General features: G+C 65.3%; 4 protein-coding genes and 2 rRNA genes. 1 reads left to right on the forward strand and 5 read right to left on the reverse strand.

The genetic code is table 11. The features are described 5' to 3' along the window. Nucleotides 1-33: 33 nt before the first annotated feature. The 3 genes from fxsT to ACNF49_RS48110 all read right to left on the reverse strand — a co-directional run bounded on the left by fxsT (nt 34) and on the right by ACNF49_RS48110 (nt 3,829). Nucleotides 34-2,535, reverse strand: coding sequence for an FxSxx-COOH system tetratricopeptide repeat protein (gene fxsT / locus ACNF49_RS48100; RefSeq protein ID WP_482941894.1), 2,502 nt, complete (start codon nt 2,533-2,535; stop codon nt 34-36). A gap of 56 nt (nt 2,536-2,591) precedes the next feature. Then, a complete protein-coding gene (locus ACNF49_RS48105; RefSeq protein ID WP_482941895.1) occupies nt 2,592-2,768 on the reverse strand; it encodes a hypothetical protein in 177 nt (58 codons plus the stop codon). A 572-nt stretch (nt 2,769-3,340) separates the two neighbouring features. Beyond that, complete coding sequence (locus ACNF49_RS48110) at nt 3,341-3,829, reverse strand: MarR family winged helix-turn-helix transcriptional regulator (protein WP_357988822.1); 489 nt, start codon at nt 3,827-3,829, stop codon at nt 3,341-3,343. Between the two features lie 108 nt (nt 3,830-3,937). Here ACNF49_RS48110 and pip point away from each other — a divergent pair, with 108 nt between their 5' ends. Next, the gene (gene pip / locus ACNF49_RS48115) at nt 3,938-4,906 is read left to right on the forward strand and encodes a prolyl aminopeptidase (RefSeq protein ID WP_482941896.1); all 969 of its coding nucleotides are present in this window, start codon (nt 3,938-3,940) and stop codon (nt 4,904-4,906) included. A 332-nt stretch (nt 4,907-5,238) separates the two neighbouring features. Here pip and rrf read toward each other — a convergent pair. Then, a 5S ribosomal RNA gene (gene rrf, locus ACNF49_RS48120) occupies nt 5,239-5,355 on the reverse strand. A 70-nt stretch (nt 5,356-5,425) separates the two neighbouring features. Further along, nucleotides 5,426-8,532, reverse strand: a 23S ribosomal RNA gene (locus ACNF49_RS48125). Between the last annotated feature and the right edge of the window lie 202 nt (nt 8,533-8,734).

Below are 8,734 nucleotides of genomic sequence, written 5' to 3' on the forward strand. Positions count from 1 at the left end.
AAGGGGGCGCGGGGCGCGCCTTCTGGCCGGCCTTCATGGGTGGGCGTGGGCCGTCCAGTGGGCGAGTTGTTCCCTGGTGGTCACCGTGGCCGGATGCCCGGCCCCCAGCACGCGAGCCCTGACCGGCAGCAGCGCCGCGCAGAGATCGCGGGCCCCCGCCGCGTCCCCCGCCATCCCCGTCCAGTACGCGAGGTTGGCCCTGGCGGTCAGGGTGTCCGGATGCTCGGCCCCCTGCACCCGCTCCCGTACCGGAACCAAAGCCGCGTACTGATCACGCGCCGCAGCCGCCTCCCCCAGCTCCCCCGTCCACCGCGCCAGCTCGTGCCGGATCGTCAACGTGTCCGGATGGTCGGGCCCGAGAATGCGCTCCCGGACGGGAAGCAGCGCCGCGTACAGGTCACGGGCGGCCGCCGCGTCCCCCGCCTTCCCCGTCCACTGGGCCAGGCTGGCCCTGGCGGTGAGCGTGTCCGGATGCTCGGGCCCCTGCACCCGCTCCCGTACCGGCACCAAAGCCGCGTACTGATCACGCGCCGCAGCCGCCTCCCCCAACTCCCCCGTCCACCGCGCCAGTTCATGCCGGACGGTCAACGTGTCCGGATGATGCGGCCCCGACACCCGCTCCCGTACCAGGAGCAACGCCGCGTACTGGTCACGGGCGGCCAGCGCGTCCCCCAGCTCACCGGTCCACCGGGCCAGCTCGTGCCGGTTGATCAGCGTCGAGGGATGCTCGGGCCCCTGCACCCGTTCCCGCACCGGCAGCAGCGCCGCGTACTGGTCACGGGCCGCGGCCGCGTCCCCCGCCTGCCCGGTCCACTGGGCCAGGTTCGCCTGCGTGGTCAGGGTGTCCGGATGCTCGGGGCCCGACACCCACTGCCGGACGGGCAGCAAAGCCGCGTACTGATCGCGGGCGGCCACCGGATCGCCCGCCCGTCCCGTCCACTGGGCCAGGTTGTGCCGGGTCGTCAGGGTGTGCGGGTGTTCGGGACCGAGCACCCGATCGTAGACGGGAAGCAGCTCCAGGTACTGGTCACGCGCCCCCGCCGGGTCGCCCGCCTCGCCCGTCCAGAGCGCCAGCTCGTGCCGGGCCGTCAGCGTGGCGACCTCCTCCGGGCCGAGCGCCACCGCGAGCGCGTCGGCGATCTCCTGGAACAACGACCTCGCCGTACGGTAGTCGCCGCTGGCCCCCAGATACTGGGCCGTCTTGTCCATTCCGGGCGAGGTCGGCCCGAGCACCGTCCGGATGTGCGGCAGCAGCCTGGCGTACCGCGCCCACCGCGCCTTCTGCCCCGGATTGTCGGGCAGTACGGCTTCCACCAGCACCGCCGCCACCTCCCGCCACCGGCGCTGCGCGCGCAGCGGAAGTTGGTCGAGCGTGACGGCCTGCACCAGCCGGTGCACCGTGACCGTCCCGTCCACGGGCGGACCGATCAGGCTGTGCCCCCGCAACGCGCTCAGCGCCGCGTTGATCCTCAGCGTGTCCCGCGGCAGCGCCCGCATCATCAGCAACACACTCGGATGCACGTCACGCAGCACGCGCGTGCGCGGCCCGGGGATCCGCCCGTAGGCCCGCCGCCGTTGCACGTCCGCCCGGAACAGCTCCCGCGGCGCCCACCGCGTCAGCGGCGAGAGCAGCAGATGGTACGGGATCGCCTCGTGCGCGTAGCAGGACAGCAGCCGCAGCAGCGCGATGGCCTGCGGACTCGTCCTGGCCAGCCGCCGGAACGCGAACTGCCACGTGGAGGCCACCCGCTCGCGATACCCCCACGCCTGCCCCTGTGCCAGCAACTCGGCACGCTGGTGATGCAGCAGATCCAGGTACTCCGACAGCTCCAGCCCCGTCTCCGACATGTAGGCCGCGGCCTGCTCCAGCGCCAGCGGCAACGCCCCGAGCTCCGCCACCACGGCCGCCGCCGCCACGGAGTCGTCCTGCCCCGTGCTCGCCAGCATCAGCAGCGCCGCCGACTCCAGGTCGAGCACCGGCAGCTCCAGCCCGCGATCCCGCGGCCAGCTCCCGGACCGGCTCGTGATCAGCACGTGCCCCGGCCCCGCCGGCGGCAACACCGCCCGCACCGCCTCGGCCTCCGGCACGTTGTCGAAGATCAACAACCACGGTTCGGTACGCGCCGCCAGCGCGGCGTGCACCTGGTCGACCGGGTCCGCCGCGTCCGCGCCCAGCTCCCGTAATCCCATGAGAGCCGCCAACCGGGCGAACGCCGCCGACAACACCGCAGGTTCGGCCGCCGGCAACTGCCAGACGAGCTCGTAGTCGTGCTGGTGGCGATAGGCGTACTCCAGCGCGAGGCTGGTCTTGCCCACGCCGCCGAGCCCGTGCACGGCCACCACCGCCGGCCGCACCTCGCTCGCCAGCAGCCGCTCCCGCAGCTCCGCCACGGCCTCGTCCCGCCCGACGAGCTGCGGCGGCCGTGGCGCCAGCTGCACGGGCCGCGTCGCCACCTGGGGCCGCGACGGCAGATGCACGTCCCCGATGACCTCGACATGCCCCCCGGTCACCGCCGTGGACCTGTCCCCGGTCATGGCCAGCCCGGACTCCTGCCGCCCGACCACGATCGACCGCTGCCCCTCGGCCCTCCCTACCGCCCCACCAGCAGCCCCACCGACCGCCCCACCGGCGGCGCCACCGTGACCACCTCCATCAGCTCCAACGCCGCCAGGCCCACCACCGGGTCCACCCGCACCGGCCCCAGCGGCGTCCGTACCGACAACGCCCTGACCAGCTCCGACGGGCCCCAAGCCACCAGAACCGGCACCAGCCCGCCCGGCCTCCTCGCCCCCCGGACCACTTTCGCCGCCACCGGTGGGCGCCATGACCGCCCGAAGCTGCGCCCACAACCCGACCCCGGCGATGAACAACCCCGCGACACCCACGAACATGCTGACGACGCTGGCCCGCTTGTCCAGCATGTCCAGCTGTAACGGCTCGGCGAAGAACCCCACGACCCCCGCGGCCACCAACCCGACGGAGATCGACGCGAACGTCCACGCCAGCAGCCGACGGCTACGACGCGCTGACTGCTTGGAAGGGGGAGAAGCGGTCACGCTAATAGAGTTACCCGATTACGATGGGTATCCCAGCGAGATTGTCAGGACCATGAACAACCCCTGACCTTGCCCAACCGCCATCCCGGCGTACAACATCCCCGATCGCCAGGCCCACGCTCGCGCCGCCACTCAGCCCCAACGACCCGGCACCACCTTCCTTGCCGCCCATCCGCTCCGCGTCCGGCCCGGCTTCACCCGGCCGGACGGCGGACGAGACACCCAGCTCGCCCATCAGGGCCGCCGCGCGGCCGACTCTCTGGCGAATGTCAGCCCTGCGACCTCATCGCGGCGGCTCGACGAGATGATGAAGGATCCGCTGCCGCATCGACCGGCGTTCCAACGCCCGCCGCACCTCCTCCACCACGGCCGTCATCGCATACGGGAGCTCGCCGTCCAGCTCGGCGACCGTCTCGTGGGTGGCACGCCACTCCGCCTCCAGGAACGGCACCAGCGACCGACCGCGCTCGGTCAGGTCGATCCGGCGGGTGCGGGCGTCGGGCCCCGGCTCCGAGGTGACGAGCCCCTCCTTGCGCATGGCCGCGACGGTCTGGCTGATCGCAGAGTGCGAACGGTTCAGGGACTTCGCGAGCTCGCGAATGGTCAGCGGCCCTGCGTGGGCGAGCCGGATGAGCGGATAGGCGAACCGCGTGCGCACCCCGTCGAGGCCGCGCTCCAGGTAGACCTGTTCGATCTCAGCGTCCATGGCCGCCAGGAGCTCGTGCAGGGAGTGCCAGGGGTCGGGTATCGCCGTGGGGTCCGAAGATGTCACAGTGCTAATATAACAGCGCTTGCATAATCGCGGCCCATCAGCCTGCGCCGTACCCCGGCGTACCCGCCGCGCCCGGCGCACCCCAATCCTCCACCGGTAGGAGCCCCCTTGTATCCCTCGATCGAACCGTACGAGCACGGCATGCTCGATGTCGGCGACGGCAACCTCATCTACTGGGAGGTCTGCGGCAACCCGGACGGCAAGCCCGCGGTCGTCGTGCACGGCGGGCCAGGATCGGGCTGCTCGACCGGCTCCCGCCGCAGATTCGACCCCCAACGTTTCCGCATCGTCCTGTTCGACCAGCGCAACTGCGGCCGCAGCCGCCCGCACGCCGCCGATCCGGCCACCGACCTGTCGGCGAACACCACCCACCACCTGATCGCCGACATGGAACTGCTGCGCGAGCACCTCGGCATCGACCGCTGGCTGCTGTACGGCGGATCGTGGGGCTCGACACTGATCCTGGCCTACGCCGAGGCCCACCCCGAACGGGTCTCGGAGATCGTCATCCCCGCGGTCACCATGACCCGCCGCTCCGAGACCGACTGGCTCTACCGGGGCGTCGGCAGGTTCTTCCCGGAGGCGCACGAACGGTTCGTGCAGGGCGTGCCCGAGGCCGACAGCGACGGGGACGTGTTCAAGATGCTGGCGGCGTACTCGCGACTGTTGTCCGACCCCGACCCGAAGGTACGCGAGAAGGCCGCCCACGACTGGGTCACCTGGGAGGACGCGGTGATCTCCCAGGAGGCCAACGGCACACCCAACGCCTACAGCAACCGGCCGGACGACGCCGTCATGGCCATGACCCGCATCTGCGCCCACTACTTCGCCAACGCCGCCTGGCTGGAAGAGGACGTGTTGCTACGCAACGCACACAGGCTGGCCGGCATCCCCGGCGCCCTGATCCACGGCCGCCTGGACCTCGGCAGCCCTCTCCAGACAGCCTGGGACCTGACCAAGGTCTGGCCCGACGCCGAACTGCACGTGGTGGCCGACTCTGGACACACCGGCAGCGAAACCCTCACCAAAGTCCTGAACGAGGCCATCGAGACCTTCTCGCCACCCAAACAGAGCTGACCCCCGCCTCACAATCACCTCATGGGCTGGAGTGAGCCGCAGGCAAATCCCCTCCAGCACGGAGTGCGCTCATGACGAGGGGTGTCGACGATCGGTTCGCGAAAACAGACCCCAACACCCCTCTCTTCGCACTGCACGTCAACGACCGGCTCAGCCGCCGGCCGGGGCCAGGGACGCAAGCCAGAGCGGAACCCCCGATCGCCCCCACGAGCCCTGAAATACTCCGGACATGCAGAAAGGGGCCCCGACCGAAGCCGAAACCCCAACCCGGAACCCTCCCCCGGAACGCGAAGAAGCCCCACACGAACCGTGTGGGGCCTCTTCGAAAGATTGTCCGGCGGTGACCTACTCTCCCACACCCTCCCGAGTGCAGTACCATCGGCGCAGAGAAGCTTAACTTCCGGGTTCGGAATGTAACCGGGTGTTTCCTTCCCGCCATAACCGCCGTAACCCTATGAAACAAACAAACAGAACTGTTTGCTGTCTCAGAATTGCCTAGTGGACGCGAGCAAAAGCTTTGAGGTCAAGTCCTCGGCCTATTAGTACCGGTCAGCTCCACACATTACTGTGCTTCCACCTCCGGCCTATCAACCCGGTCGTCTACCGGGAGCCTTACCCACAAACGTGGTGGGAGACCTCATCTCAAGGCGAGCTTCCCGCTTAGATGCTTTCAGCGGTTATCCCTTCCGAACGTAGCCAACCAGCCGTGCACCTGGCGGTACAACTGGCACACCAGAGGTTCGTCCGTCCCGGTCCTCTCGTACTAGGGACAGCTCCTTTCAAGTCTCCTGCGCGCGCAGCGGATAGGGACCGAACTGTCTCGCGACGTTCTAAACCCAGCTCGCGTACCGCTTTAATGGGCGAACAGCCCAACCCTTGGGACCTACTCCAGCCCCAGGATGCGACGAGCCGACATCGAGGTGCCAAACCATCCCGTCGATATGGACTCTTGGGGAAGATCAGCCTGTTATCCCCGGGGTACCTTTTAGCCGTTGAGCGACACCGCTTCCACACGCCGATGCCGGATCACTAGTCCCAGCTTTCGCTCCTGCTCGACCCGTCAGTCTCACAGTCAAGCTCCCTTGTGCACTTACACTCAACACCTGATTGCCAACCAGGCTGAGGGAACCTTTGGGCGCCTCCGTTACCTTTTAGGAGGCAACCGCCCCAGTTAAACTACCCACCAGACACTGTCCTCGATCCGGATCACGGACCAGAGTTAGACGTTCAAAACGACCAGAGTGGTATTTCACCAATGACTCCACCCGAACTAGCGTCCGAGCTTCCCAGTCTCCCACCTATCCTACACAAGACGCTCCAAACGCCAATGTCAAGCTGTAGTGAAGGTCCCGGGGTCTTTCCGTCCTGCTGCGCGTAACGAGCATCTTTACTCGTAGTGCAATTTCGCCGGGTCTGCGGTTGAGACAGCGGGGAAGTCGTTACGCCATTCGTGCAGGTCGGAACTTACCCGACAAGGAATTTCGCTACCTTAGGATGGTTATAGTTACCACCGCCGTTTACCGGCGCTTAAGTTCTCACCTTCGCTGTGTCACCACAACTAAGCGGTCCCCTTAACGTTCCGGCACCGGGCAGGCGTCAGTCCGTATACATCGTCTTACGACTTCGCACGGACCTGTGTTTTTAGTAAACAGTCGCTTCCCCCTGGCCACTGCGACCCCCACCAGCTCCGAGTGCAAGACTCATCACCAGCAGAGGTCCCCCTTCTCCCGAAGTTACGGGGGCAATTTGCCGAGTTCCTTAACCACAGTTCACCCGATCGCCTTAGTATTCTCTACCTGACCACCTGAGTCGGTTTAGGGTACGGGCCGCCACAACACTCGCTAGAGGCTTTTCTCGGCAGCATAGGATCATCCACTTCACCACAATCGGCTCGGCATCACATCTCAGGCTATATGGAACGCGGATTTGCCTACGTTCCGCCCTACATGCTTACCCCAGGACAACCATCGCCTGGGCTGGACTACCTTCCTGCGTCACCCCATCGCTTACCTACTACCCGATCGGATCGAGCGTTCACTCTGACCCCAAGCCCGAAGGCTTTAGGCGAGTTAAGGACTCTTAGCATCACGAGGTTCGATATGGGCGCGTTAAAGCGGGTACGGGAATATCAACCCGTTGTCCATCGACTACGCCTGTCGGCCTCGCCTTAGGTCCCGACTTACCCTGGGCGGATTAGCCTGCCCCAGGAACCCTTGGTCATCCGGCGCGAGGGTTTCTCACCCTCGATTCGCTACTCATGCCTGCATTCTCACTCGCACAGCCTCCACAACTAGATCACTCTGCTGCTTCGCCGGCTGCACGACGCTCCCCTACCCATCCAGCACACAAGGCGCTGAATGCCACGACTTCGGCGGTGTGCTTGAGCCCCGCTACATTGTCGGCGCAGAATCACTTGACCAGTGAGCTATTACGCACTCTTTCAAGGGTGGCTGCTTCTAAGCCAACCTCCTGGTTGTCTCTGCGACTCCACATCCTTTCCCACTTAGCACACGCTTAGGGGCCTTAGTCGGTGATCTGGGCTGTTTCCCTCTCGACTACGAACCTTATCGCCCGCAGTCTCACTGCCACGCTCTCACTTACCGGCATTCGGAGTTTGGCTGACGTCAGTAACCTTGTCGGGCCCATCGGCCATCCAGTAGCTCTACCTCCGGCAAGAAACACGCGACGCTGCACCTAAATGCATTTCGGGGAGAACCAGCTATCACGGAGTTTGATTGGCCTTTCACCCCTACACACAGGTCATCCCCCAGGTTTTCAACCCTGGTGGGTTCGGTCCTCCACCCAGTCTTACCTGAGCTTCAACCTGCCCATGCGTAGATCACTCCGCTTCGGGTCTACAGCATGCGACTCAAACGCCCTATTCAGACTCGCTTTCGCTACGGCTCCCCCACACGGGTTAACCTCGCCACACACCATAACTCGCAGGCTCATTCTTCAAAAGGCACGCAGTCACATCACACAGAAGACAAGCTCCTGTAAGCTCCTACGGCTTGTAGGCACACGGTTTCAGGTACTATTTCACGACCCCTCACCGGGGCACTTTTCACCTTTCCCTCACGGTACTCGTGCACTATCGGTCATCAGGGAGTATTTAGGCTTACCAGGTGGTCCTGGCAGATTCACACAGGATTTCTCGGGCCCCGTGCTACTTGGGATCCCCTCAAGAAGCCTTCAAGATTTCGCCTACCCGGCTCTCACGGTCTACGGCAGCCCTTCCCAGAGCTTTCGACTACCTCAAAGGTTTATCACTTCTTGTGGCTTCGGCAGAAACCACCAGAGGGTCCCACGACCCCGGACATGCAACGCCTGCCGGCTATCACACACGCCCGGTTTAGCCTCATCCGCTTTCGCTCACCACTACTCACGGAATCACTGTTGTTTTCTCTTCCTACGGGTACTGAGATGTTTCACTTCCCCGCGTTACCACCAACCGCCCTATACATTCAGGCGGAGGCAACACCACATGACTGGTGCTGGGTTTCCCCATTCGGACATCCCCGGATCAACGTCTGGTTGGCGACTCCCCGAGGCTTAACGCAGCCTCCCACGTCCTTCATCGGCTCCTGATGCCAAGGCATCCACCGTGTGCCCTAAAAAACTTGGCCACAAAGATGCTCGCGTCCACTATGCAAATCTCAAACAACAAACAGCAACCACATCCACACCAGACAACCATCCGGCGCTTCAGTGGCCCTGTACTGAGGTCACAACGAACAAACAGTCCGTTTCCTCAGGACCCAACAGTGTGTTCAGACCCGGTCCAAGCCCCACGAACCTCGTTCCCACTCCTCTTGCGAGGCGGTACTT

The sequence above is a fragment of the Actinomadura sp. ATCC 39365 genome, assembly GCF_054392275.1.